This window comes from Dyella sp. (assembly GCF_035508675.1).
In the GTDB taxonomy this organism is placed as follows: domain Bacteria; phylum Pseudomonadota; class Gammaproteobacteria; order Xanthomonadales; family Rhodanobacteraceae; genus Dyella_B.
Map to the genome: position 1 here is coordinate 1 of NZ_DATJMN010000037.1, position 23,508 is coordinate 23,508.

Consider the following 23,508-nt stretch of genomic DNA (forward strand, 5'->3'; position numbering starts at 1 on the left):
TCGTCGATATCGGAGCCAACCTCACCCACGAATCGTTCCGGCACGATTTCGATGCTGTGCTGCAACGCGCCCACGCGCAAGGGGTGACTCAAATGGTGGTCACCGGCGCGTCACATAGCGGTAGTGATCACGCCCTGGAACTGGCGCGCCGGCATCCGGGCACGCTATATGCGACGGCGGGCGTGCACCCGCATCATGCGGTCGATTACAGCGATGTGACCGATGCGCATCTGCGCGAACTGGCGCAGGCACCGGAAGTGCGCGCGGTGGGCGAAACGGGACTGGATTACAACCGCAATTATTCGCCGCGCGATGTGCAGCTGGCGGTGTTCGAGCGCCAATTGCGCATCGCCGCAGACGTCAGCAAGCCGTTGTTCCTGCATCAGCGTGATGCGCATCACGATTTCCTGGCATTGCTCAAGCGCTACCGCGACAAGGTGCCGGCAGCGGTGGTGCATTGCTTTACCGACACGCGCGAGTCGCTGCATGACTATCTCGCGCTGGATTGCCACATCGGCATCACCGGCTGGATATGCGACGAGCGGCGCGGCATGCATTTACGCGAATTCGTGCGCGAGATTCCGGCTGATCGCCTGCTGATCGAAACGGATGCGCCGTACCTGCTGCCGCGCACGGTACGGCCGCAGCCAAGCCACCGGCGTAACGAGCCGATGTATTTAAAGCATATCTGCGAAGAGATTGCGCGGGATCGCGGCGAGTCGGCGGAACAGACGGCGGCGAATAGCACGGCAGCGGCGCGGGCGTTTTTTGGGTTGTGATCGTTCAAATCACCGCAAGAGCACGCGCATCTCGCCGGGCGCCAATCCATCCAGGGCGTAGCCGCCCATGCTTACCCGTATCAGGCGCAAGGTAGGAAAGCCCGCCGCCGCGGTCATCCGGCGCACCTGGCGATTGCGCCCCTCGCGCAGCGTGACCGACAACCAGCTGGTGGGAATGCTCTTGCGAAACCGCACCGGCGGATCGCGCGGCCACAGCCATGCCGGCTCCTGCGCCTGTTCGACGATGGCCGGCAAGGTCGGTCCATCCTTCAGCACCACGCCGCGGCGCAGCGCCTGCACCGCTTCATCGCCGACTGCGCCGTCGACCTGTACCAGGTAGGTTTTCGGCTGCTTGTGCTTCGGATCGGTAAGGCGATGCGCCAGCGCGCCGTCGTCGGTCAGCAGCAGCAGGCCTTCGCTGTCATGGTCCAGGCGGCCGGCGGGATAGACGTCTTTCTGCCGCACATAATCGGCCAGCGTCGGGCGCCCATCGTGGGTGGTGAACTGGCACAGCACACCGTACGGTTTGTTCAGTGCAATGAGCATGATGTACGGCGTGTCGTAGGCTGGGATGACAATCCCAGCTTTTCTCGCAGCTTCCAAGGCTGGGATTGTCATCCCAGCCTACGCGCTTCAATGGCTGGGGGTGCTGCCCGGCGCGGGCGTTGCCGGCGCTTTGTTGACGCCGGTTTTCACGAAGCGCAGGGTCATGCGATCGGATTCACCCATGGCCAGGTACTTGTCGCGATCCTTGTCGCCCAGCGTAAGCGTAGGCGGCAGCGTCCACACGCCCTTGGGATAATTCTTGGTGTCCTTGGGATTGGCGTTGATCTCGCTCTGCCCATCCAGCTTGAAACCGGCGTCGGTGGCGAGCTTGATCACGTAATCGGTGGGCAGGTAACCGCTGCCTTTGACCGCATCCAGGGTGGCGCCCGGTGCGGCACGATGATCGACCACGCCCAGCGTGCCGCCGGTCTTCAGCACGGCATAGAAGGCCTTGAACATCGCCTCGGCATTGCCGGCCATCGTCCAGTTGTGCACATTGCGGAAGGTCAGCACCATGTCCGCCGAATTGGGCGGACCCAATACCGGTGCCTTGGGATTGAAGACGACGATGCTGGCCTTGCCGTATTCGGCCGGATCGGTCTTGAACTTGGCGCGCAGGGCATCGGCGTCCTGCTTGTCCTCGCCACTCTTGCCGCCGGATACCGCGGCGATGTAATGGCCGTTGTCGCGCAACAGCGGGGCCAGGATCTCGGTATACCAGCCGCCGCCGGGGGTGATTTCGATCACCGTCTGGTCCGGCTGCAGGCCAAAGAACTGCAGCGTGGCCTTGGGATGGCGATAGACGTCGCGCGCCTTGTTGTGCTCCGAGCGCCAAGCACCGCCCAGCACGGCATCGAGCTGGCCCGAGGTGAAATCGCTGGCGCTGGTCGGCGGCACCAGATCACCGGCGGGCTGATCCTGCCCCGCTTGTTGCGCGTGGGCCACGCCGGCGAACAACAAGGCAATGGACAAACCGAAGGCGAACCGGGTCTTCATGACGACTCCTCATTGGCGATGCGCGGCAGCTGCCGCAGCCCCTGTACAGCGAGCGCGGACATTTTACGATTAGTTTACGAATCGCGCACCGTCCGCCGCGTACGAGGCTGCAGGCCACCGGGTGGCCGACGCGCCCAGCAGGTCATGCCTAGCTAAAAGGGTCGCGGGCAGACCGACTGCAGGCCATCGATGTGTTCGTGCAGATCCGGCGCAATGCCCTGCCACATCGGATCGAGAATGAAGTCGATGCCTTCGTAACGGGCAAGCTTGGCGGCCGGAATGAAGTCGGCGTCGCCCGCCACCAGAACGATCTGGTCCACCTGCTTCTTGTAGGCCAGCGCGGCGATGTCGATACCGATCTTCATATCGACCTGCGTCTGGCGCATGTCCGGCTCGAAGTGCTCGTCGCTCAGCTCGTCCCAGTACAGCGATTCGTCGCGCAGTTGCTGGTAGGCCTGATGCCTGAGCTTCCACTCGCCGCGATCGGTGAGCCGGCCCAGGCGCAGCGCCATCTTGCGCTGGCGGCGCAACTGATCGTGCAGATCGCGGCGAAAGGCTGCGGCGCCCGTGCGCGCATAGTCGATACTTTCGCCACTGATCGGCTTGATCAGCACTTTTTCCAGCGGCGGGCAGTCGTAGAAGAAAACGCGGTAAAGCGCTTCACGCGGACGATCCAGCGCCTTGAGATGCTCCAACGCCATGCCGAACAATGTCTTGGCGACGGTGCGCGCGTCATTCGCATCGCGATCGCCCCACACCTTGCGATAGCGGGCAAGAAAGAAAGCGCCGTCGACGAGGATGGCGGTACTTGGCATAGTGGATCCCTATTGAAGTGCCACGAGAAAGTGATGCATCGCCGATGGATAATGTTCGGCGATCGGCAGTTTACGGCATGTGTAAGGATATCGTAACCGTTCGCCGGATTAGCCATTTGTCTTGAGAGGCCACCCAGGCATTTGGCCGGCTATACTTCAGCGCAAACTTGCAAGGGGATGGCATATGAATCGAAGGATGGCGATCGTGCTGTGCATGCTGATGGCGTATGTCGCCGCGGCAAATGCTGGCGACATACGCAAGACCGCCGAAGCGACCATGCTGGTCACCGGATCGATCGACGTGGCACCTGATGGCAGTGTCCACGGCTACAGCATCGATCGACCCGAAAAGATTCCCCCTGTCGTCGTCGACCTGATCAAGAACAGCGTGCCCGGTTGGAGGTTTCAATTCGCCGAACGCGTGGATGCCGTCCAACATGCAAAGATGAGCTTGCGCATTATCGCGAAACCTGTCGATGACCAGCATGAAGTGCTGCATCTCGTCGGCGCCAGCTTCGGTCACGCCGGCGCCGATGGCGCGCGCGTCACCTATAAGAACATGCAGCCACCCCGGTACCCACAAGAAGCCATCCGCGAACATGTCGGCGGCACTGTGTTTCTGCTCTTGCGCATAGACCGGCAAGGCCAGGTTCAGAACCTTGCAGTGGAACAAGTGAATCTGGGTTCGTACGGGCGCGAAGCACAGATGCGCCATTTCCGCAGCGTGCTCGGCGATGCCGCCCTGGAAGCCGCCAAAGGCTGGACGTTCAACCCGCCCACGACCGGCAAAAATGCATCGGCCCCTTATTGGGATATGCGTGCGCCGGTGAACTTCGATCCTCATCCCATCGGCACTTCCCGCGCAGACACCTACGGCAAGTGGGAAGCCTATATCCCGGGTCCGCGCGCTTCGATCCCGTGGGCGGCAAGCAACCAGAGCACATCCGATGCGGTGCCTGTCGGCACTCTCTCGCAAGCAGAGCAACCGATGCAGTTGAAGACGGCGCTCGACGGCGCGTAACGATCGTCAAGCCGCAGCCTCATCCCGCTGCGGCTGCGGCATCTCACGACAATACGCATCCGCCTCTTCGTGCAACCACGCACGGAACGTCGCCATGCCACGGTGATCCTCCGAACGCGGCGGATACACCAGGTGATACGCCTCCGGCACCGGTAGATAGCGGTCGCCGAGCACCACCAGCCGGCCCGCGTCGATCCACGACTTGGATGTCACCATGCGTCCGAGCGCCACACCAAGCCCTTCCAGCGCGGCCTGGCGTAACGCATCGATCGTATCCACGTGCGCAACATAGCGATGCGGCGGTTCGCCGCCGTAGTGCGCAAACCAGTCGTTCCAGCGATTGTTGCGATTGGGGTCGCCGATCAGCGGCCACTGCGCCAGATCCAGCGGATCGGCGCCCGCCATGCGCGCGACCAGTTCGGGTGCGGCCACCGGGGCGATCCACTCGCCGAACAGATACTCGCAGCGCAAGCCTTCCCACTCGCCCTTGCCGTAGCGCACGGCGGCATCGACCGCTTCGCGCTCGAAATTCACCAGCAGGTTGGTGGATTGCAGATTGAGCTCCAGCTCCGGATGCGATGCCAGCAGCCGCGGCAGGCGCGGCATCAGCCAGCTGGAAATGATGCCGGGGCTGGCGCTCAAGGTGAGTGCGTCGTGACGACGCACGCGATAGCGCGCCAGCGCATGCTCGATACTGTCGAAATGCTCGCCCACCGCTTCGAGCAAACTGCAGCCCTCCACCGTCAGCGTCACGCCGCGCGGACCACGCTCGAGCAGGCGGCGCTCCAGGCGCTCTTCCAGCTGCCGCATCTGATGGCTCAATGCACTGACGGTAAGGTTGGCCTGCTCGGCCGCGCGCGAAAGATTGCCCAATCGCGCCACCTGGACGAACTGCTGCAAAAGACTGAGCGGTATTCGACTCATGGCGCTAGCTCATATTGAATGTCGGTCAAACCAGGCTTGCGAATATATCGCTTTTTCTTGTGGGCCTAGCCCATTACCTTGCGCCTACTCACACTCGATCAGGAAACCGCCGCCATGCGTTCGCCATGGGTCGATTTGTTGTTCCTTCACGGGCACATCACCCCTTCCAATCTCAGCTGGCACGTCGATACGCCGCCTGGCGACTGCGAAACCAAGCCGGCCCATATCAAAGTGGACGTGGCGCAATTGCCGCTGCCCGCCAGACCGCGCGACAACTCACCCTGCTGCGCTTGATTAACGCAGGCTTGCACCCAACTCGGCAAAGATGGCACGCCGCCCAAGGCGGATGCTTTCGTCTCACTGCCGAGGATTGTTTCCATGCAACTGCGCCAATTGGGCCGTTCTACCCTGTCCGTTGCCCCGCTCGCCTTGGGCGGCAATGTGTTCGGGTGGAGCGCCGATGAGCAACGCTCGTTCGAGGTGCTCGATGCTTTCGTCGATACCGGCCTCAACCTGATCGATACCGCCGACGTGTATTCGGCGTGGGTGCCGGGCAATCGCGGCGGCGAGTCGGAAACCATCATCGGCAAGTGGATCAAGCGCAGCGGCAAGCGCGACAAAGTGCTGATCGCCACCAAGGTCGCCAAGTGGGTGGAGCATCGCGGCCTATCGCCGCTGAACATCCGGCAGGCGGTCGAGGGTTCGCTGCAGCGCCTGCAGACGGATCACATCGACCTGTACCAGGCGCATGAGGACGACGCCACCGTACCACTGAGCGAAACCCTCGGCGCGTTCGCTCGGCTGATCGAGGAAGGCAAGGTACGCGCGATCGGCGCCTCCAATTACGGTGCCGATCGCCTTGCCGAAGCCCTGAAGGTTTCCGGCGAGCACAAGCTGCCGCGCTACGAAAGCCTGCAGCCCGAATACAACCTGGTCAGCCGTAGCGGTTACGAACGGGAACTGGAGCCGTTGATCCGTCAGCAGCAGGTCGGCGTGATCACCTATTACGCACTCGCCAGCGGTTTTCTCAGCGGCAAATACCGCAGCGAAGCAGATCTTGCCAAGAGCAAGGCGCGCGGCGGTGCGGTGAAAAAATACCTCACGCCGCAAGGCTTGAGCGTGCTGACCACGCTGGATGACATCGCTGCCGTGCACAAGGCGACGCCGTCACAAGTGGCGTTGGCATGGCAGATGGCGCGTCCCGGCATTACTGCGCCGATCGTCAGCGCCACGTCCGCAGCGCAGTTACGCGAACTGACTGGCGCGGTGGAGCTTTCGCTGGCAGCGGAAGAAATCAGCGCATTGAACGACGCCAGCGCAAGCTTCTGAAGGCTTTGAACATAGGCTGGGATGAAATTCCGGCATCGGAGGCATGACGAAGTTGGGATTTCATCCCAGCTTACGATTGCTGCCAGCGTTACTCCGGCGCTTCGACGGTATAGCCACGCGCCTGCAACTGCGCCAGATAACCGTCCGGTGACAGCACTTCCTCCATCGGCAGCACGGCAAAGGTTTGCGTGTTGTTGGTCAGTGCAGCTTCCGCCTCCTTCAGCCACGCTTGCTCCATGTGCTTGGGCAAATCGTGCAAGCCCATCTCCTCGGCGAATTCCGCATTGAGCACCGCGATCAAGCAGGACTGGTAGCGGTCGTCCATGGCATAGCTGCGCAGTGTCTGGATATCGCCCGTGGACCAGGCGTTGGCCCGCTCGGTCAGGATGCTCATGTCGTTCTGCACCGTATCCAGCGTCTGGTTGAAGCAACTGATGTCGTGCAGATTGGTCTGCTTGATGGCATCCAACGCTGCGCGCGGATGCTCCACCACCAGCTTGTATTTCACCGGCACCCGTTTCACGCCATGCTTGTCGGCCAGATTGAACACCAGCTTGTTGATGTCGTTGCGGCTGGTGAGCCCCGCCTTGGCCAGCGCCCTCTTGTAAAGCTCGAGTGCGACCAGGATCGGCCGCCAGGATTCGATGCGGCGATCGTTACCGAAATATTGCGGCTTCACGGCTTCCCAGCGCGCGTACATCTGCGCCGGCAGAATTTGCTGCAGGGTAGCGCCGCCGGGATTCTTGCGCGCACTGTAAACCGAAGGCATCAGGAACAGCTTGCCGAAGAAGCCGACATCCACTTTCACCTCCGCTTTGGGCGCCTCCAGCACTTCCTGCGAATGTGCGACGGTGTCCTCCACTTCCGAGGAACGCCATTCCATGCCTTTGGGCAAGGGCTTCAAGGTACCCAGCACCCACATCACGTGGCCGCCCTTGCTTACTTTCCATAGGCCGGGACCGGGTTGTTCGCCGGTGACCGTCACGGCCGGAAGGACGGTACTGGCATGCGGCGATGTCGTACTGGAAGAAGCCGGTGTCGATTGCGGCCGTGCCTGCATCGCCACGACAAGAGCCAAGCATCCTATTGCTAAGGAAACACGCATGATGGGAGTTCCTGCATGATGAATCGTCCGCGGTGATTCTAAATGCTTGTCTGCCGCGGATCATGATGCGTGCATTCGGATAAAAAGAGGGAGCCCGAAGGCTCCCCATGTTCTTCGCGCCGGCCGCTGGCTACAACGCTGCCAACGCCTGATTGAACGTCTCGCTCGGCCGCATCGCCTTGCTTATCAGCGCAAGATCCGCGTGGTAATAGCCATGAATGTCCACCGGCTTGCCTTGGGCGCCGTTGAGTTCGGCCACGATCTTGGTTTCGTTTTCAGTCAACGCCTTCGCCAACGGCGCGAACTTGGCCTTGAGCGCCGCATCGTCGTTCTGCTCGGCCAGCGCCTGCGCCCAATACAGCGCCAGGTAGAAGTGGCTGCCACGATTGTCGAGTTCGCCGACCTTGCGCGCGGGCGACTTGTTGTTGTCGAGGAACTTGCCGGTCGCCTGATCCAGCGTCTTGGCGAGCACGCCGGCCGCCTTGTTGTGGTGGCGGTTGCCGAGGTGTTCCAGCGAGGCGGCGAGCGCCAGGAATTCGCCCAGCGAATCCCAGCGCAGGCAGTTTTCTTCCAGGAACTGCTGCACGTGCTTGGGCGCCGAACCGCCGGCACCGGTCTCGAACAGGCCACCACCGGCCATCAGCGGCACGATGGAGAGCATCTTGGCGCTGGTGCCCAGTTCCATGATCGGGAACAGGTCGGTGAGGTAGTCGCGCAGCACGTTGCCGGTCACCGAAATGGTGTCCTTGCCCTTGCGGATGCGCTCCAGCGAGAACATGGTGGCGTCGACCGGCGACAGCGTGCGGATGTCCAGGCCGCTGAGGTCGTGATCCTTCAGGTAACGCTCCACCTTCTTGATGATCTGCGCATCATGTGCGCGGTTCGCATCCAGCCAGAACACGGCCGGCGTATTGCTGAGGCGCGCGCGGCTCACGGCCAGCTTCACCCAGTCCTGCACCGGCGCATCCTTGGTCTGGCACATGCGCCAGATGTCGCCCGCTTCCACGTTGTGTTCCAGCAGCAGCTTGCCGTTTGCGTCGGTGACGCGCACCACGCCATCGCCGGCAATATGGAAGGTCTTGTCGTGCGAACCGTATTCCTCGGCCGCCTGCGCCATCAGGCCCACGTTCGGCACGCTGCCCATGGTGGTGGGATCGTAGGCGCCGTGCGCTTTGCAATCATCGATCACGGCCTGGTACACGCCGGCGTAGCTGCGATCCGGGATCACCGCCTTGGTATCCGCAAGCTTGCCTTCGGTGTTCCACATCTTGCCGGAGTCGCGGATCATCGCCGGCATCGAGGCGTCGATGATCACGTCGCTAGGCACGTGCAGATTGGTGATGCCCTTGTCGGAATTCACCATGGCCAGTGCTGGACGCTTGGCGTACTCGGCATCCACATCCGCCTTGATCTCGGCCTGCTTGTCCGCCGGCAGCGCACCGATGCGCGCGTACAGGTCGCCGATGCCGTTGTTCGGATTGAAGCCGATGCCCTTGAGCGTGTCGGCGTGCTTGGCCAGCACGTCCTTATAGAACTCGTTGACCACCTGGCCGAACATGATGGGGTCGGAGACCTTCATCATGGTGGCCTTCAGATGCAGGGAGAACAGCACGCCATGCTGTTTGGCGTCTTCGATTTGCGCGTCGATGAAGCTGGCCAGTGCCTTCTTGCTCATCACGGCGGCATCGATGATCTCGCCGGCGGTGAGGCTGGTCTTCTCTTTCAGGACCGTGCTGCTGCCGTCCTTGCCGACCCATTCGATCTTGGCCACCGTCGCCTGTTCAACCACGGTGGATTTCTCGCTGCCGTAGAAATCGCCGCCGCTCATGTGCGCCACATGCGTCTTCGAATCCGCACTCCACGCGCCCATCTTGTGCGGATGCTTGCGCGCGTAGTTCTTCACCGAGAGCGGCGCGCGGCGGTCGGAATTGCCTTCGCGCAGCACCGGATTCACCGCGCTGCCCTTTACCTTGTCGTAGCGCGCGCGGATATTCCAGTCGCTCACGTCCTTGGGCTCTTCCGGATAGTCCGGCAACGCATACCCTTGGGATTGCAATTCCTTGATCGCCGCCTTGAGCTGCGGCATCGAGGCGCTGATGTTGGGCAGCTTGATGATGTTGGCTTCCGGCGTGGTGGCGAGTTGCCCCAGCTCGGTGAGGTCGTCGGAGACTTTCTGACCCTCTTTCAGCGTGTCCGAGAACTGCGCCAGGATGCGGCCGGCCAGCGAAATGTCGCGCGTCTCCACCGCAATGCCTGCCGTGGCGGTATATGCCGTGATGATCGGCAGCAAGGATTGCGTGGCAAGGTACGGGGCTTCATCCGTCAGCGTGTAGATGATCTTCGGCGTCTGGGACATGGGTCGGGCAACCTCTTTAGGCAACGGCGTGATACGTAAGGGAAACGCCGCTGAGTCCGGAACAGGACATGCGGCGCGCCCCACGCTAGTGGCGTCGGACCCGCCAAAATCAAGCCACCGGCATGGCGGCGGGGTCCTATAGGGAAATCCACCTATTGTCGCGTTTTCAGAAGGTTGGCGGAAGCGCGAGGATCAGGCACGCGCGGCTGTGGACATCCGATGACCAGGACTGCCGGCCGCATCTCACTCATTCGATATGGCTTATCGCTACCATCTGGCCCCTTTTCGTGCCCCAGGGAATCCGTATGACCGGACTAAGCCAACGCATCGTCAACTACATCGCCGAGCTGAAGCCGCTGCACACCTTCCAGTTTGCGGACGGCCACGATTGTGCACTGTCACTGGCGGACGGCACCTTGTACATGCCGGTCGACGAATCGCATCACGAAAAGGAAGAGGGTTGGATCGCCGTGCTCTGGCAGGGCGATGCGCATCGCCGATCGGAGCTGCCTGGTCCGTTGCTCGCCTATCACGCAGCACTGCGTTGCGCGGAGTTGGAGGGTGTCGGAAAGCCATCGTGGGAAATCGCCGCGCACCGTGAAATATTGCTGGCGCAACTGCGTAATATCTGCGGCAACCTGCCGCATATCCAAATGATATTGCGCTCCTGATAAAGAACGGGGCGTGCGGCGCGCGTCATTAACTGCAGCCGGGGCCGGTTAATGGACGCCGGTTAATTTCTATCGATGCATTGGCGGCGAATTAACCGCCATGGTATTTGCGAGCGCAGAAAAACTTACGCATGCCTGACAATTGATTGAATGCGTCATTACGTCCCTTTCATTCATGCGCATTGACCGATGGCGATGCATGCGCCACCTAAATGGCTTGGTTTTTCATGAAAAGAAACCAAAAAATGGCGCTGGATTTCTCATGCAAATGGAGGTAGAAGGCAACCTTCAAATGCATAAATGACGTGAAGTATTCGCATAAATTTTCGAATAAGTTTTCACCGCAATAACACACGCGACATTAGTCACGTGCCGGCGACTTAATTTTATTTTAAGCTCCACGCGCCAAGCGTGCATTAACACCCTCACAGCCGTTTGGCGGGGTATGTCAATACAGGCGAGGAAAAGCCTGCAGGCACTGGTCCATCCATAATCAAAGGGGATTTAAACGTGAACTTGCAGCATCAAAACATCGCATTGGCGATACGCATCGCTTTGGCACTGGGAAGCGGCGCACTGGCAACAGCGGCTACCGCACAAAACACGACGCCGTCGCCGGCAACAACGGGTCAGGCGACCCAGGGCAACACACCGCAATCATCGACGGCGACACCGCAGCAGAACACCAAGACCTTGCAGACCGTAACCGTCACCGGCTCGCTGATCCGCAGCGTCGACGTGGAGACGGCGCAACCGGTTACCCAAATCTCGCATGCGGCGTTGCAACAGCAGGGCTTCGTCAGCGTCGGGCAGATCCTGCAGAACGTCACTTCAGTGGGTTCTTCCGGCACCAGCAACCAAAGCTCGCTCGGCGGCATCGTCGGCCAGTACGCCAGCTTGCGCGGCCTGGGCGCCCCCCGCACCCTGATCCTGGTGGACGGCGAGCGCTATACCACCGATATCTTCGGCCAGACCGACCTCAGCACGATCCCAAGTTCACTGATCGACAGTGTGGACATCCTGCAAGATGGCGCCTCGTCGATTTACGGCTCCGACGCGATTGCAGGCGTGATCAACATCCATACCAAGAATGTGGATGGCCTCTATCTCGATACCTACAACAGCACTTACGCGCCCGGCAATTACGGCAAACAAAACCAGTTCAGCCTGACCGGCGGCCACAAATTCTCGCGCGGTTCGTTCACTTTCAACATCTCGATTCAGAACCTGAATCAGATCACGGCGAACCAGACCTGGTTCAGCAAAAACGGTTATTTCAGTTTCCCGCAGTATCCAGCGTCGGTGCAGGCATCCAACTACGGCACCATTCTGGGAGCAACAGGGCCGGCCGGTACGCTGTATTCCTTCCCGCTTACGGTCAACGCGGGTCAGAACGGGATGAACATCGCCAACTATCACCCCAATACGTTCGGCGTGGTCTATCCAACCCCCTACTACAGCAATGACTACGCCAATCAGGCTGCGTATGAAACCTTGATCCCGGACAACCGCCTGAAATCGTACACGTTGAAAGGCGATTTCAAGATCACCGACAACATCAAGGCCGTGTTCACCGGTACGTATAACAGCAATAACGCAACCGACTACATCGGCGGCTATCCGCTCAGTTCGCTGACGCCGGCCAATGGCATGAATCTGGCCAACGCACTGGGCCTGCCCGCCGGAAGCCTTGGCGCCGCATGGTTCCCGATGCTTTCGCCGAACAGTTACTACAACCCGCTGCCGGGCAACACCGTGGCGTTCAGCCTCCCGCTGTACGAACCCAACCGCGTCACGGTGAACGACATCAAGCAGTACGGGTTCCGCGCAGGCTTGGAAGGCGAGTTCTCGCTAGGCCAGAACGAGTTCAACTGGAACGCGGGCTACAGTCTTTATCGCTACATCCAGGACATGGGTGGTCCCGGCAACCTCAATCTGGTGCATTTGTACAACGCCCTCGGCCCCTCTTTCCTGGGATCGGACGGCGCCGTGCATTGCGGCACGCCAGGAAACGTGATTGCCGGTTGTGTGCCGCTCAATCCGTTCTCCGGCGCGGGCGGCCTGACGCCGGCCGAAAGCGACTACCTCAACTACAGCTACTTCACGCATTCCTGGAGCCAAACGCGCAATGTCGAAGCCAACTTGAGCGGCGACATGTTCACCTTGCCGCAATCCCTGGGCGCCGGTGACGTAACCTTCGCCGTGGGCGGCGATCACCGCGATGTCGCCGGCGGCGTGACACCGGACGCCTATACCCAGCAGGGGCTCAACACGAACCTGCAGCAGAATCCCGGCCGCGGTTCGTATGGCATCAACGAAGCCTATGCCGAAGTCAACGTGCCTTTGCTCAAGGATCTGCCGGGTGCGCAGCTGCTGAATTTCGACGTGTCGCACCGCTTCTCGCACTACAGCAACTTCGGCGACACCAACAACAATTCGTACAAACTTTCCTGGCAACCGATCAATGACCTGCTGGTGCGTGCCAGCTACGGCACCGGCTTCCGCGCACCGTCGATCTCCAATCTGTACGGCGGCACGATGCAGAGCTTCACCAATTACACCGATCCCTGCGACGTCAATTTCGGCTTGACCAGCAATCCGGTGGTTGCACAGCGCTGCCTCAACGGCTATGCCGGCCTGCCTGCAGTGGGCCCAGGTTTCACCCAGCTCACCACAACGGGCGTACCGGTCACCGGGCCCAACAACACCAGCACTACGCCTTACTACACCGGCGCCAATGCGGCACTGAAGCCCGAGACATCCAAAAACTACACCGCCGGCATCGTCTACAGCCCAAGCTGGCTGACCGGCTTCAACATCACGCTCGATGCATACCGTATCCGCGTCGACAACATCATCACCCTGCCATCCGCCAACAGCATTCTGGACAACTGCTACCAACTGGGCGAAGCACAGCAATGTGGGCAGTTCCAACGCTCGGCAGCGAACGGCCAGGTCATCAATCTGCTGCAAGCCCTGGTCAACGAGGGCTTCGTCGATGAGCGTGGCACGGATCTGACAATGAGCTATCTGTTCCCCGATACGCCGGTCGGCAAGTTCAAGATCGACACCAGCGGCACCTATATCAGCTCGCTGAAGGAACAGGCCGTCACCGGCGGCCCGGTGGTCGGCTACAACATCGGCACCTACGATCCCATCCTCGGCCCGGTATGGCGTTTCCGCGACACCACCAACATCAACTGGTCGTGGGGTAACTTCGGCGCCACCTGGACCGTCCGCTACTTCTCGGCGTTGAAAGAACCTTGCCGTCCGGATGCGCCCAACCTGCAAGAGTACTTCCCCTGCAACAATCCCAACTCTTACGTGCAGGGCCAGCTAGGTGCATATCGCCAGGGAGCCCTGGCCTTCAACGACCTGCAGTTCAGCTGGAAGGCGCCGTGGCATGGCCAGATCTCGGTTGGCGCGACCAATCTCTTCAACCGCCATGCTCCGCTCAGCTACAACGGCACATTCAGCGTGATCGGCCCACTGGGTCCAACCGGTACGGACGGCTATTCGCAGTTCCCGTACAACCCGCAATACGATTTCGGTCGCGTGGTGTACCTGAAGTACGACCAGAAATTGTTCTAAGTTTGATTATTGTGAGCTGTTCCAGCGAACCCCGGCGTTGCCGGGGTTCTTTTTTTGACGCTTGCGACATTGGGCGGCTTGCCCGCAGGGCTGGATCAAGTTACGGCGTAGACCACCCTCGATGAGTCGCGACCTGCCATACGTTGCCCGAAGGATCTCCCATCATCGCGCGCCGATCCCCTAGGGCTTGTCCTGCGGCTCTTGCATGCTGCGCAAAGTAAGAGCGAAGTACTACTAGTGCTAACGTTCGACACGAGCGGCGAACTCAGACGCAGCTTGGGGCTGCCTGCTCTATGCAGGGGCTGGATACTCACGCCGGAGGAGCGCAAATAGCAGCAGGTCGTGGTGTTCACCGAGCCAGAAGCCCGCCTCCCGCATGTGGCCCTCCTGAACGAACCCCAGCGCACGCAGAAGCCTGAGGGACGCAGCATTGTCCGGATGAACTTGTGCCTCGACGCGGTTCAGCCCCATGTGCTCGAACCCCCATGCCAACACAGCCGACAATGCCTCCCGCATCAAGCCCGCACCACGCGCAGACCGTGCGAGCTCGTACCCGACGATGCAGCTCCTCCACCCGCGGTTCCATTTGAACAGGCCGCATGAACCCACGAACTGGTGGTCCGACTTTCTCTGGATACCCCAGCGTGTTCCGGGGTTAGGCATCTGGCGCCAGGCGGCGAAGGTTTCGACCAGCCTCTCTGCCTGCTGAAGATCCGTAAGCGGATCTGCGCCAAACCAGCGCATTGCCTCCATGTCGCCGTGAACAGCAAACAAGGCCGGAGCGTCGGCCGCGACGATCTCGCGCAGGAGCAATCGCTCGGTTTCGAGCGTGGGGAAGTCGCTCATTGAAGGAACACCGCGGAGTGCTTGGTGCATTGCCTGAAAAAGTACAGACAGCGCCTGACGACATCAAGACTCGCGCACAAGCACCTGCTGCCGACGGCCTTTTCGTTCCCGCCTGCGCGCACGCCAGGTGGCCCAGTGCTCGCCGAGACAGGAAAAGATCACATACAACGCCGGCGTGCTGAGCAAGGTCAGGCTCTGCGAAATCAACAGGCCACCGATCAAGGCGATGCCCAGCGGACGGCGCAGGTCGGAACCTTCGCCGAGGCCGATCGCGATCGGCAGTGCGGCGAGAATCGCCACCATCGTGGTCATCATGATCGGACGGAAACGCACCAGGCTTGCCTCGCGTACGGCTTCCAACGGCGTCTTGCCGTGTTCGCGCTGCGCGACCAGCGCGAAGTCGATCATCATGATCGCGTTCTTCTTCACGATGCCGATCAGGAGCACCAGCGCGATCTGCGCGATCACCGACAGGTCGGTATGGGTGAACCACAAGGCGAGCAACGCACCGACACCTGCCGCGGGCAGCGTGGAGAGAATGGTCACCGGATGGATCAGGCTTTCGTAGAGAATGCCCAGCACGATGTACACCGTGAGTATGGCGCCGAAAATCAGCCATATCCCGCCTGTCTGCGTTTCCTTGAAACGACGGAAATCGCCACCGATGTCGAGTTTGATATCGCCCGGCATGCGCATGTTGTTCGCGGTGGCCTGCACGATCTGCAAGGCTTCGCCCATGCTTACATCGGGCGCGAGATTGAAGCTCAGGCTCATCGTGGTGTACTGGTTCATATGCGACACCTGGGTCGGCGCCAGCCCCGGCACCTGATGCGCGAAGGCAGACAGCCGCACCATGTTGCCATTGCTGGATCGCACCAGGACGTCGTCGATCGAGCGTGGGGTGGCGGTTTGTCCGGGCAGTGCGTTGACCACCACCTTGTACTGGTTGAGGTCGGCGTAGATGTTGCTGATCTGGCGCTGGCCGAAGGAGTCGTAGATGGCCGAATCGATGGTGCCGACATTGACCTGCAAGCGCGCGGCGCGGTCGCGATCGATGACGATGTTCTGCTGCAGGCCGGCGTCGTCCAGGTCGCTGCCCACATCGCGCAGCTTGGGACTCTTTCGCAGCTCGTCGACGAGCTTCGGCAGCCATTGCTGCAACTTGGCCGAGTCATCGCTCTGCAGCGATATCTGGTATTGCGCACCCTGGCTGGTGCCGCCGCCGCCGAAGCTGGGCAGGTCCTGGATGGCGCGCAGGCGCACATTGAGGTCCGGATACCGCGCGGCTTTCTTGCTGAGCCGCGTCAACGCGGTGAAGGTGTCGTCCTTGCGTCCCTGCGCGTGGGTTTTGAGTTCAATGTCGAATGAGCCCGACGTGCCTGTGCGCGTACTGCCCAGACGCGAACCCACCACGGCCACATCGTGATCACGCAGCAGCATGTCGATCAACCGCTGCTGGCGCGCCACCGAATCCTGGAAGGAAACCGTGGCGCCGGAGGTGGCCCGGCCACGAATCAGGCCGGTGTCCTGCATCGGGAACAGGCTGCTCTTGATTTGGCCGGACATCACGATCATCACCGTCAGGCCGATCAGGATCAGCGGCGTCAGCGACAGCAGCAAGGCATGGCGGAGCGAGAAATCCAACGCGCTCGCGTACAACGCCACCATGCGCTCATGCATGCGTTCGATGGCCCGTCCGAATTTGGAACTCGCTTGCGCATCGCGATGGCCCCGCAGAAACAGCCCGCATAACGATGGCGTGAGCGTGAGCGATACCAAGGCGGAGACGACGATCGCGCCCACCAGCGTCAAGGTGAATTCCTTGAAGAACATGCCCGTGATGCCAGGCATGAACAACAAAGGGATGAAGACGGCAACCAGCGATGCCGTGATCGAGACGATGGTGAAGCCGATTTCGCGCGCCCCGGTCAAGGCCGCCTGCACGCGCGTCATGCCCTGGTCGATATGACGGATGACGTTTTCGATCACCACGATCGCATCGTCCACCACGAAGCCGATCGCGATCACGCCGGCGAGCAAGGTGAGATTGTTCAACGTGAAGCCCATCGCGTACATGATCGCGGCGGCACCCGCCAGCGATAGCGGCACGGCCGCGGCGGCGATCAGCGTGGGCGCCAGCCGGCGCAGGAATAGCGCCATCACCAGCACCACCATCGCCAGGCTGATCAGCAAGGTGGCCTGCACCTCATGCAGCGAGGCACGGATGGTCGGCGTGCCGTCGAAATACGGCGTAAGCGTGGTGCCTGGCTGCAGGTAGCCGCGCAGCAGCGGCACTTCGGCCTTCACGCGATCGGTAACGTCAATGATGTTGGCGTTCGACTGCCGGTACACATACATCAGGATCGCCGGCTTGCCCTGGAACCAGGCGGCCTGATAGGCGTCCTGCTGGCCGTCGTACACCTTCGCCACGTCCTTGAGGCGTACCGGCGCACCCTTGCCGTTGTTGGAAATCACCAGGTTCGCGAAATCGCTCGCGGTATGCAGGGCATCGTTGGCCTCGACCGCCATGGTGGTGTTGCCGTCGGACAAAAATCCCTTCGGCTCGAATACGTTGGCGGCGGTCAGCGCATTGCGCACCTGGTCGGGCGACAAACCCATGGCATTGAGCGCGCGCAGATTGATGTCGATGCGCACGGCTGGCGTGGCGGCGCCGAGAATGTCCACCTCCGACACGCCGGTCAGTTGACGCAAGCGCTGGGCCAGCAGCGAATCGGCCACGTCGTACAGATCGCGCGCAGACTGGGTTTCGGAGGTGAGCGCGAAGGCGATGATCGGGTCGTCGTTCGGATTGGCCTTTTCGTAGCTTGGGGGAGCGTTGAGACCCGACGGAAGATCCGCCTGCGCCGCATTGATCGCCGCCTGCACGTCGCGCGCTGCGTCATCGATGTTGCGTCCGCCGTCGAACATCAGGAACACGAAGGTGCTGCCCAGCGAACTTACCGAACGCATGGTGTCGATGCCGGGCACTTGGCCCAGATGGCGTTCCAATGGCGCCGCAACGGTGGCCGCCATGTTTTCGGCACTCGCACCGGCCTGGCTGGCACTCACGAAGATCACCGGAAACTGCATGTTCGGCAGCGCGGATACGCCGAGCAGGGAATAGCAGATCGCCCCGATCACGAATACGCCCATGGCCAGCAGGGAGGTACCGATGGGACGGCGGATAAAAGGGGCGGAGATGTTCATACGGGAAACAACGTGCGATGGGCGAATCGGTTGAGGCTTTCATCCCCTCCCCGTGTGCGCCCATGGAAATACGGAAATCGTCGCCCCGGCAAAAAGCGGGGCGACGGTAGCGAGCCGAGCGGGTTGGAGTGAGACGCGGCCGCACGCCCAGGCGATCGCGAGCATGGCGATGTTGGGGTTCGGCGCTGCCTCACCGCCAACCTACACGGCATCACGCGCCGCGTGACGCAACGCGCGCCGCTCCCGGCGCGCCTGCAGCCACTCCGAAAACCGTTCCATGTACAGGTAGATCACCGGCGTGGTGTACAACGTGACCAGCTGCGACAACAACAGGCCGCCCACGATCGATACGCCCAGCGGACGGCGCAACTCGGCGCCGATGCCGTTGCCCAGCGCCAGCGGCAGCGCGCCGAGCATGGCGGCGGCGGTGGTCATCATGATCGGGCGGAAGCGCAGCAGGCATGCACGCCGAATCGCTTCGCGCGGCTGCATGCCGGTGCGCTGCGCCTCGATCGCGAAATCGATCATCATGATCGCGTTTTTCTTCACGATGCCGATCAACAGCACGATGCCGACGATGCCGTCCACCGACAGGCTCATGTTGCACAGGATCAGGGCCAGCAACGCACCCACGCCGGCCGGCGGCAGGGTCGAGATGATGGTGATCGGATGGATGTAGCTCTCGTACAGCACGCCCAGCACGATGTAGATCACGATGATCGAGGCGAGCAGCAGCAAGGCTTCATTGCCTAGCGAGGAAGAGAACTCCGCCGCCTTGCCGATGAACTGCCCCCGCACCTGCGGCGGCAGGTTGAGCTGCTTCTCCACGTTGTGGATCGCATCCACCGCCTCGGACAGCGAGTAGCCCGGCGCCAGGTTGAACGAAATGGTCACCGCCGGCAGTTGCTGTTGATGGCTGATCACCAGCGGGGCGGTGGTCACTTGTGCGTTCACCAGCGAAGCCAGCGGAATGGTGCCGCCGGCGCCGATGATGATGCCGGTGTTGGCAGTGGCAATGCCGGTGGTGGTGGAGGAATTGCTCGAGGCGGGCTGGCCGAAGGTGGTGGCATTGCTGCCGGTGAGCGCGCCGCTGCCGTTGCTCTTGACCGTGAGCTGGTTGAGCAGCGCGGTGCTGCTACGGAATTGCGGCGCCACCTCCAGCACCACGCGGTACTGGTTCAACTGCGTGAAGATGGTGGAGATCTGCCGCTGGCCGAACGAGTCGTACAGCGTGTCGTCGATGGTCTGCACCGGCACGCCCAGCGTGCTCGCCTTGTCGCGGTCGATGGTGAGCTTGAGCGCGTTGCCCTGGTCGGCCAGGTTGTTGTCCACATCCGCCAGTTCCGGCAGCTGGCGCAAGGCCTGCGTCATCTGCGTGGCGTATTGCGACAGCTCCTGCGAATTCACGTCGGACATCGAGTACTGGTACTCGGTGGCGGCCACGCGGGTATCCAGCGTCACGTCCTGTACCGGTTTCAGATACAACGCCACACCCGGAATATTGGCGGCATCGTTCTGCAGGCTCCGCACCACCTCATCCAGGCTGCCGCGCTTGCTGCGGTCCTTCAGCACGATGCTGAGCTGGCCCTGGTTGAGCGTGGGATTGATCGAGCCGGCGCCGATGAACGCCGCCACGCCGGCCACGTTGGGATTTTTCTGCAGCGCATCGGCCACCGCCTTGGTGCGCTGTTCCATCTGCGGGAAGGCGACGTTCTGGTCGGCCTGCACCACGCCGGTGATCAGGCCGGTGTCCTGCTCCGGCAGCAATCCCTTTGGAATGACGATGTACAGGAAGATCGTCACCGCCACGGCCACCACGGCGACCAGCACGGTCATGCGCTGGTGATCGAGCACCCAGTCCAGCGTGCGCTCGTACACACCGACCGTGCGCGCCCACACGGTGCGCTTGCCGGCGGCGAGATGGCGTTCGTGCGCATCATCGCCCTCGGGCAATGCGTCGGGCTTCAGCAGGTAGGCGCACATCATCGGCGTCAGCGTCAGCGACACCAGCATGGAGATCACCACGGCCGTGGCGAGCACCCAGGCGAACTCATGGAACAGGCGGCCGGTGACGCCCGGCATCAGCAGCAGCGGCAGGAACACGGCGATCAGCGATACGGTCAGCGACAACACCGTGAAGCCGATTTCCTTCGCGCCGATTTCCGCGGCTTCCTTGCCGTCCTTGCCTTGCTCGATGTAGCGCACGATGTTTTCGATCATCACGATCGCATCGTCCACCACGAAACCGGTGGCCACGGTCAGCGCCATCAGCGACAGGTTGTCCAGCGACATGCCGGCAAACGCCATCACGCCGAACGTACCCAGCAACGACAACGGCACGGCCACCGACGGAATCAAGGTGGCCCACAAGCGGCGCAAGAACACGAAGATCACCGCCACCACCAGGAAGATGGTGAGCACGAGCGTGAACTGCACGTCTTCCACCGAGGCGCGGATGGTGATGGTGCGGTCGGCGAACACATCCAGGTGCACGTCCGCCGGCAGCACGCTGCGCAGCTGCGGCAGAATGTCGCGGATGTGCTGCACGGTCTGCACGATGTTCGCGCCCGGCTGGCGGCGGATATCCAGCAGCACCGCCGGCTTGCCGTTGGCCCAGGCGGCGAGCTGGTCGTTCTCGACACCATCGACCACCTTGGCCACGTCGGACAGGCGTACCGGCGCGTTGTTGGTGCTGTTGTAGGAAATGATGGTGTCTTTGTATTCGGCCGCGGTCGCCAACTGGTCGTTGGTGGAAATGGTGTACGACTGCGTGGCGCCGTTGAGCGTGCCCTTGGGCGCGTTGACGTTGGCCTCGGTCAACGCACTGCGCACGTCTTCCATGGTGAGGCCAAGATTGGCCAGCTGGGCCGGGTTTACCTGGATGCGCACGGCCGGGCGCACGTTGCCGGCGATCGACACCAGGCCTACGCCCTGCACCTGCGACAGCTTCTGCGCCAGGATCGAGTCGGCCAGGTCGTTCACGTCGCGCAGCTGGCGGCTGTCGGAGGTGAGCATCAGCGTCATGATCGGCGCATCGGCCGGATTTACGCGGTTGTACACCGGCGGATACGGCAGCGTGCTCGGCAGCGTGCCACGCGCCTGGTTGAGTGCCGCCTGCACGTCTTGCGCGGCGACGTCGATGTCGCGGTCCATGTTGAACTGCAACACGATGGTGGACAGGCCCGCGGACGAGTCAGACGTCATCATGTCCAGGCCGGAGATCTGGCCGAGCTGGCGCTCCAGCGGCGTGGTGACCAGCGAAGCCATGGTGGAAGCGCTGGCGCCCGGATACGTGGTGGTGATCACCAGGCTGGGGGCTTCGATTTCCGGCAGCGCGGAGACGGGCAGCTCGCGATAGCCGAGCACGCCGAGCAGCATCACCGCCACCATCAGAAGCGAGGTGGCGATGGGGCGGCGGATGAAGAGGGTCGAAAATCCCATAATCGTCGGACTATCCGTGGTCAGAGCCTGATTGAAGCCCCGCTCCCTCCGGGAGAAGGGTGTGGGGTGAGAGTGCGCGCAGGGTCGGATGAAACGCGCAAGACGTGCCGATACGCTTCGCCCGAATCCTCACCCTCGGCCCTCTCCCACCGGGAGAAGGGGAGTGCATGGCGCTCAGCGGTATCAGCCAGCGTTGCCACGGTGCTTACGGCCCTGCTTGCCCTTGTTTCCATCCGATGCCACCTGCACCGGCGGCACTTCGCCCGGCTTCAGCGCTTTCACCTTGCTGCCGGGCTTGAGCCGGAACTGGCCTTCGGTGACCACCTGGTCGCCGTCGTTCAAGCCGCTGCTCACCATGACCTGGCTATCGCCAACCTCACCCGCCACGTGCACCGGCTGCATCGCCACCGTCTGATCCGGCTGCAGCTTGTAGACGAAATCGCCATCGGGACCGCGCTGCACCGCCTGCGCAGGAATCACCAGCCCGCCTTGCACGGTGCGCACGCGCAGGCGCACGTTCACGAACTGGCCCGGCCACAGCGTGCGGTTGGGATTGGCGAAAATCGCGCGCAGCTTGAAAGTGCCGGTGCTGGTATCGATCTGGTTGTCCACCACCTGCAGCGCGCCGGTGGTATCCAGCGGATGCGCGTCGGCGCGATCCAGCGCGATCACTTCCAGCTTGTCGACGCCGTCCTTGAACGAATCGCGCACGGCTTCGAGATTCTGCTCCGGCAGGTTGAAGATGATGTAGATCGGCTGGATCTGGGTCAGCGTGACGATATTGGTGGTGGTGCTCACCACATTGCCCGGGTCGACCTGGCGGATACCCGCCACGCCGTCGATCGGCGAAATGATCTTGGTGAAATCCAACTGCACCTTGGCCGAGCGGACGGCCGCCTCGTCCGCAATCACCGTCGCCTTGAGCTGGGCAACATTGTTGCGGTAGGTGTCGATGTTCAGTGCGGCCACATAGCCGTTGGCGACCAGCTTCTGGTTGCGGTCCAGCGTGCTGATGGCGGTGGCCAGCGAGGCCTCGTCCTGCTTCTGCTTGGCCACGGCCTGGTCGTAGGCGGCCTGGTAGGTGCGCGGATCGATCTGGGCGATCACCTCACCCTTCTTCACCGGCTGCCCTTCCTTGAAGTTGATCGACATCAACTGCTGGCCGCCGACCTGCGGGTTGATCGTCACGCTATTGAGCGCCGTCACCGTACCGATCGCGGTGAGATACACCGGCACGTTCTGCTTGACGGTGGGCTCCACCGTCACCGGTACCGGCGCATTGTCCTGGCCCTTGGCGCCAGGCGCGCCTCCATTCTGGGCCGATTGCCCATGGCGACCACCGGCTCCGGCCTCCGCCCCCGGCTTATGCAGCAAGCGGAAAGCGACTCCACCCACGATGAGCACGGCGACCACGATCAACGCGATCTTCCAAAAACGCGACATGTAAAACTCCTGGATTGAACGGCGGAACCACCCGATTCCGCACGGCGCGAATGACGCTACATCTTGCGAACAAGCATAGACGTCGCCCGGCGAACTTGGACAATGCCGGTTGACACAGGTGCCGCATGACCGATGGCATGGTCCCTCCGGAAGGTTAACAGCCAAGCGTGACCGATTGCCTGCCGCACGCGTACGGATCTACACAACTTTACTAAGCCCTCGGACAAATCGCCGCGGCCGGACACCGACGATCCCGTGGGCTGCCATCTCAACTTGTTGCGAGCTTCGTCTATACTCCGGCCTTGTTGTGCGCAGCGAGCGGGTCCATCCGATCCGCCGCCGCATGGTCGCCAGGGGCGCCAAGGTACGTCACGGGGGAAACGTGGCGGCTGTCCAGACTAATCATTTGATGACTGGAGTACTTGCGTGAGCGGTTCC

16 protein-coding genes are annotated in these 23,508 nt (G+C 61.9%); 6 read left to right on the top strand and 10 right to left on the bottom strand.

What is annotated here, in order from left to right; all coding sequences use genetic code 11:
• A partial coding sequence (locus tag VMA74_RS02155) for a TatD family hydrolase (protein WP_325364348.1) occupies positions 1–779 on the top strand: 779 nt, incomplete at its 5' end.
• Between the two features lie 9 nt (positions 780–788).
• On the opposite strand, the gene VMA74_RS02160 is transcribed toward VMA74_RS02155, so the two are convergent.
• From VMA74_RS02160 to VMA74_RS02170, 3 genes are all read right to left on the bottom strand, one after another.
• Positions 789–1,325 carry a pseudouridine synthase gene (locus VMA74_RS02160; protein ID WP_325364350.1) on the bottom strand — a complete coding sequence of 179 codons (537 nt, stop codon included), beginning with the start codon at positions 1,323–1,325 and terminating at the stop codon, positions 789–791.
• 87 nt (positions 1,326–1,412) lie between these two features.
• Positions 1,413–2,321, bottom strand: a complete 909-nt coding sequence (locus VMA74_RS02165; RefSeq protein WP_325364352.1) for a methyltransferase — start codon at positions 2,319–2,321, stop codon at positions 1,413–1,415.
• Positions 2,322–2,473: 152 nt separating this feature from the next.
• The gene (locus tag VMA74_RS02170) at positions 2,474–3,136 is read right to left on the bottom strand and encodes an NYN domain-containing protein (RefSeq protein WP_325364354.1); all 663 of its coding nucleotides are present in this window, start codon (positions 3,134–3,136) and stop codon (positions 2,474–2,476) included.
• Positions 3,137–3,320: 184 nt separating this feature from the next.
• Between VMA74_RS02170 and VMA74_RS02175 the strand changes: the two genes are divergently transcribed.
• Positions 3,321–4,157 carry an energy transducer TonB gene (locus tag VMA74_RS02175; protein WP_325364356.1) on the top strand — a complete coding sequence of 279 codons (837 nt, stop codon included), beginning with the start codon at positions 3,321–3,323 and terminating at the stop codon, positions 4,155–4,157.
• A 6-nt stretch (positions 4,158–4,163) separates the two neighbouring features.
• On the opposite strand, the gene VMA74_RS02180 is transcribed toward VMA74_RS02175, so the two are convergent.
• Entirely contained in the window at positions 4,164–5,081 is a 918-nt protein-coding gene (locus tag VMA74_RS02180; RefSeq protein ID WP_325364358.1) for a LysR substrate-binding domain-containing protein, read from the bottom strand.
• A 114-nt stretch (positions 5,082–5,195) separates the two neighbouring features.
• Between VMA74_RS02180 and VMA74_RS02185 the strand changes: the two genes are divergently transcribed.
• Together VMA74_RS02185 and VMA74_RS02190 are read left to right on the top strand one after the other, a co-directional pair.
• Positions 5,196–5,375, top strand: coding sequence for a hypothetical protein (locus VMA74_RS02185; RefSeq protein ID WP_325364360.1), 180 nt, complete (start codon positions 5,196–5,198; stop codon positions 5,373–5,375).
• 84 nt (positions 5,376–5,459) lie between these two features.
• Positions 5,460–6,410 carry an aldo/keto reductase gene (locus VMA74_RS02190; protein ID WP_325364362.1) on the top strand — a complete coding sequence of 317 codons (951 nt, stop codon included), beginning with the start codon at positions 5,460–5,462 and terminating at the stop codon, positions 6,408–6,410.
• Positions 6,411–6,498: 88 nt separating this feature from the next.
• Here VMA74_RS02190 and VMA74_RS02195 read toward each other — a convergent pair whose 3' ends face one another.
• Together VMA74_RS02195 and VMA74_RS02200 are read right to left on the bottom strand one after the other, a co-directional pair.
• On the bottom strand, positions 6,499–7,488 hold the full coding sequence (locus VMA74_RS02195; protein WP_325364364.1) for a TraB/GumN family protein: 990 nt from the start codon (positions 7,486–7,488) through the stop codon (positions 6,499–6,501).
• Between the two features lie 157 nt (positions 7,489–7,645).
• A complete protein-coding gene (locus VMA74_RS02200) occupies positions 7,646–9,871 on the bottom strand; it encodes an NADP-dependent isocitrate dehydrogenase (RefSeq protein ID WP_325364366.1) in 2,226 nt (741 codons plus the stop codon).
• Positions 9,872–10,176: 305 nt separating this feature from the next.
• Between VMA74_RS02200 and VMA74_RS02205 the strand changes: the two genes are divergently transcribed.
• Both VMA74_RS02205 and VMA74_RS02210 read left to right on the top strand, forming a co-directional pair.
• Complete coding sequence (locus tag VMA74_RS02205) at positions 10,177–10,542, top strand: hypothetical protein (RefSeq protein WP_325364368.1); 366 nt, start codon at positions 10,177–10,179, stop codon at positions 10,540–10,542.
• Positions 10,543–11,052: 510 nt separating this feature from the next.
• On the top strand, positions 11,053–14,133 hold the full coding sequence (locus VMA74_RS02210) for a TonB-dependent receptor plug domain-containing protein (protein WP_325364370.1): 3,081 nt from the start codon (positions 11,053–11,055) through the stop codon (positions 14,131–14,133).
• Between the two features lie 291 nt (positions 14,134–14,424).
• Here VMA74_RS02210 and VMA74_RS02215 read toward each other — a convergent pair whose 3' ends face one another.
• The 4 genes from VMA74_RS02215 to VMA74_RS02230 all read right to left on the bottom strand — a co-directional run bounded on the left by VMA74_RS02215 (position 14,425) and on the right by VMA74_RS02230 (position 23,070).
• Positions 14,425–14,979, bottom strand: coding sequence for a GNAT family protein (locus tag VMA74_RS02215; RefSeq protein WP_325364372.1), 555 nt, complete (start codon positions 14,977–14,979; stop codon positions 14,425–14,427).
• Positions 14,980–15,042: 63 nt separating this feature from the next.
• Complete coding sequence (locus VMA74_RS02220; RefSeq protein ID WP_325364374.1) at positions 15,043–18,186, bottom strand: efflux RND transporter permease subunit; 3,144 nt, start codon at positions 18,184–18,186, stop codon at positions 15,043–15,045.
• Positions 18,187–18,387: 201 nt separating this feature from the next.
• Positions 18,388–21,627, bottom strand: a complete 3,240-nt coding sequence (locus VMA74_RS02225; RefSeq protein WP_325364376.1) for an efflux RND transporter permease subunit — start codon at positions 21,625–21,627, stop codon at positions 18,388–18,390.
• 183 nt (positions 21,628–21,810) lie between these two features.
• The gene (locus VMA74_RS02230; protein ID WP_325364378.1) at positions 21,811–23,070 is read right to left on the bottom strand and encodes an efflux RND transporter periplasmic adaptor subunit; all 1,260 of its coding nucleotides are present in this window, start codon (positions 23,068–23,070) and stop codon (positions 21,811–21,813) included.
• Positions 23,071–23,508: the final 438 nt, after the last annotated feature.

Coding starts and splice junctions, on each gene's coding strand:
- VMA74_RS02160 (WP_325364350.1), bottom strand. CDS start 1,325: ATGCTCATTGCACTGAACAAACCGTACGGTGTGCTGTGCCAGTTCACC.
- VMA74_RS02165 (WP_325364352.1), bottom strand. CDS start 2,321: ATGAAGACCCGGTTCGCCTTCGGTTTGTCCATTGCCTTGTTGTTCGCC.
- VMA74_RS02170 (WP_325364354.1), bottom strand. CDS start 3,136: ATGCCAAGTACCGCCATCCTCGTCGACGGCGCTTTCTTTCTTGCCCGC.
- VMA74_RS02175 (WP_325364356.1), top strand. CDS start 3,321: ATGAATCGAAGGATGGCGATCGTGCTGTGCATGCTGATGGCGTATGTC.
- VMA74_RS02180 (WP_325364358.1), bottom strand. CDS start 5,081: ATGAGTCGAATACCGCTCAGTCTTTTGCAGCAGTTCGTCCAGGTGGCG.
- VMA74_RS02185 (WP_325364360.1), top strand. CDS start 5,196: ATGCGTTCGCCATGGGTCGATTTGTTGTTCCTTCACGGGCACATCACC.
- VMA74_RS02190 (WP_325364362.1), top strand. CDS start 5,460: ATGCAACTGCGCCAATTGGGCCGTTCTACCCTGTCCGTTGCCCCGCTC.
- VMA74_RS02200 (WP_325364366.1), bottom strand. CDS start 9,871: ATGTCCCAGACGCCGAAGATCATCTACACGCTGACGGATGAAGCCCCG.
- VMA74_RS02205 (WP_325364368.1), top strand. CDS start 10,177: ATGACCGGACTAAGCCAACGCATCGTCAACTACATCGCCGAGCTGAAG.
- VMA74_RS02215 (WP_325364372.1), bottom strand. CDS start 14,979: ATGAGCGACTTCCCCACGCTCGAAACCGAGCGATTGCTCCTGCGCGAG.
- VMA74_RS02220 (WP_325364374.1), bottom strand. CDS start 18,186: ATGAACATCTCCGCCCCTTTTATCCGCCGTCCCATCGGTACCTCCCTG.
- VMA74_RS02225 (WP_325364376.1), bottom strand. CDS start 21,627: ATGGGATTTTCGACCCTCTTCATCCGCCGCCCCATCGCCACCTCGCTT.
- VMA74_RS02230 (WP_325364378.1), bottom strand. CDS start 23,070: ATGTCGCGTTTTTGGAAGATCGCGTTGATCGTGGTCGCCGTGCTCATC.